Origin of the sequence: Effusibacillus consociatus (assembly GCF_042652925.1) — a bacterium.
Lineage (GTDB): Bacteria > Bacillota > Bacilli > Tumebacillales > Effusibacillaceae > Effusibacillus > Effusibacillus consociatus.
The window spans coordinates 1-2,116 of sequence record NZ_JBHSHC010000049.1; the positions used below are offsets into that span (position 1 = coordinate 1).

Consider the following 2,116-nt stretch of genomic DNA (forward strand, 5'->3'; position numbering starts at 1 on the left):
GTCATTATATTCGTCATCTCTCGGACAGGCAATTCCGTCAGCTTATGGGCATTATGCTACAGCGGCAACACTAATAGTCCACTTGAAAAAGAAAGGTGTAAAGGTAGTTTTACTTTCTCACAATATAGAACCTCTTATAAAGCAATATGCAAAATACTTCAATGTACCTTATGTTTGCCTTTCAGTCAAACCAAATGGTAATCGTTGTGAAGTCGATTTAAGCAAGTTGGCTGATTTTAAGCTTCGAGAGATCCAGAAATATGATCCTTCGAAGACAATTGCAATCGGGGATTCTAAACATGATTTTCCGGTACTTAACTACGTGAAATATCCTATCGTAGTTTGTCATAAAAAAGAAAAGTGGATAGATAATCTGCAAAATAAACCTCTGATAATTCCGGTATAAATAAGGCAGCAGAGCGAGGAGGAAGGATTAATGATATTAGTATTAATTATTGCGTGGGTAGTAGCATTTGTATTAATCCTTACCGATTCCAAGACAGATTATATTCGTTATACGGCCTATTGTTTATTTACCGGAGGATGTGCTGCAATTAGTCGAATTATAATGGATATAGCTCTGCCTTTTTTGGAAACAAACCACTTAGTAGACTCAACCGTTCGGGACTATATTTACACTATCCGTTTAGTTTTTTCATTTACTGCTGAAACAGGGCTGCCTTATACGTTTTTAATGTTTTCTATCTGTTACAGTGGCTTTTTCAGAGAAAAAATCAAAAAAATCCTAGGTTTTCTGTTGTTATTACCGCCCATTAGCATGCTGTTTTTGATTTATCCCGAGCAATTTTTTAGTTGGAATATATTGTATGTTTGGGTATGTCCATATTATCTGTGTTCATTCTACTTATTGATTGCCTCACTTATTAAGGAGAAGAATGAATCAATTAAACGAAGCAGAATGCTAACGCTCCTCTTTACATTCCCAGAAGCTTATCTTTTTCTAGCGCATTATACATTAAGTGTGCTACAAATTTACGAAGCATACCGATTTATGGAAATTACAATTCCTATTTGGTTTGTTGTTGTTGTGGTACTTGCTATAAAATATGATTTCTTGGGTGTCAAAATAAAACTGGAAAAAAAGAGATTGGATACTGCGATTAAAGCCATAACTTCCGGTACCGCAATCTATAACCACTCTCTAAAAAATGAAATCGGGAAGATCAACATTCTAGCAGACCGCCTTAAATATAATATCCAGGAAACAAAAGACCAGAATTTGATACGAGATATAGATGTGATACATGAAAGCACGAATCATTTGCTTAAAATGATTGATCGTGTTCAACATCATATGAAAGAGATAATAGTTGAAAAGACCCCACATAAATTAAGTCAGATTATTGATAATACCCTCTTTTCGATGAAACCTTACATAGAGGGAAAGGGAATCAGTGTTGATATTATAAAAAAGTTTGATCCACTATTGTTGTGCGATAAAGTACATCTACAAGAAACGGTTTCTAACATTTTAATGAATGCTCTTGAAGCAGTGCGGAATAACGGGCACTTAGAAATTTTGCTTTATGACACTCCTAAACAGGTTGTGGTTTCCATTAGAGATAATGGTCCGGGGATTAAAAAAGAAAACATACCCTATCTGTTTGACCCGTTTTTCTCTACAAAAAATGGTTCAACACCAAAGTTAGTGCTTGACTCTACGTACCAAATCGCCCGCGGTTACATTCGACCAGAAGCCCTTGGACGTAACGCTCCCGGTTCCGAGTGAAGTAATGTCGGCGTTGATAAGCTTTGATTCGGTTGTTTCTCCCTTCAACCGCCGCATTGGTCCAACGACAAGAATGGTAATTGAGGATCTCCGTTCGCCAGTTTCGCATCGTTTTGATGCAGGCGGCGATCGCCGGATGCTGCAAACGTTCGCCTTGTTCCAGCCAGCGATCGAACCAGATAGCAGCTACTTTGGCATCGGGTGTACAGTCGTACCATTCCCCAAGCGCTTCTTTCCAGGCGTGGACCTGCTGTAAAAGCGGCGAATAGCTCAAGATTTCTTGTAACTCCGGCTGATTTTCGCCCGGGTTCGACAGTATAGGCCTAAAAGTAGGCACCCCAAGGGGTGCTGTGGATAACTGAAATC

3 protein-coding genes are annotated in these 2,116 nt (G+C 38.7%); 2 read left to right on the forward strand and 1 reads right to left on the reverse strand.

Translation table 11 applies throughout. The annotated features are described in order from the left end of the window. Both ACFO8Q_RS06995 and ACFO8Q_RS07000 read left to right on the forward strand, forming a co-directional pair. Window positions 1-406, forward strand: a 406-nt coding sequence (locus ACFO8Q_RS06995) for a haloacid dehalogenase-like hydrolase (RefSeq protein WP_380025022.1), incomplete at its 5' end; no start/stop codon positions are given. A gap of 30 nt (window positions 407-436) precedes the next feature. Beyond that, on the forward strand, window positions 437-1,750 hold the full coding sequence (locus ACFO8Q_RS07000) for an ATP-binding protein (RefSeq protein ID WP_380025024.1): 1,314 nt from the start codon (window positions 437-439) through the stop codon (window positions 1,748-1,750). Here the strand turns inward: ACFO8Q_RS07000 and ACFO8Q_RS07005 are convergent. Further along, on the reverse strand, window positions 1,680-2,116 hold a 437-nt coding region (locus tag ACFO8Q_RS07005; protein ID WP_380025026.1), incomplete at its 5' end, for a transposase. The two genes, ACFO8Q_RS07000 and ACFO8Q_RS07005, sit on opposite strands and share 71 nt — an antisense overlap.

Bases quoted from the DNA above. Each gene is read 5' to 3' on its own strand.
- ACFO8Q_RS07000 (WP_380025024.1), top strand. From the start codon at position 437: ATGATATTAGTATTAATTATTGCGTGGGTAGTAGCATTTGTATTAATC.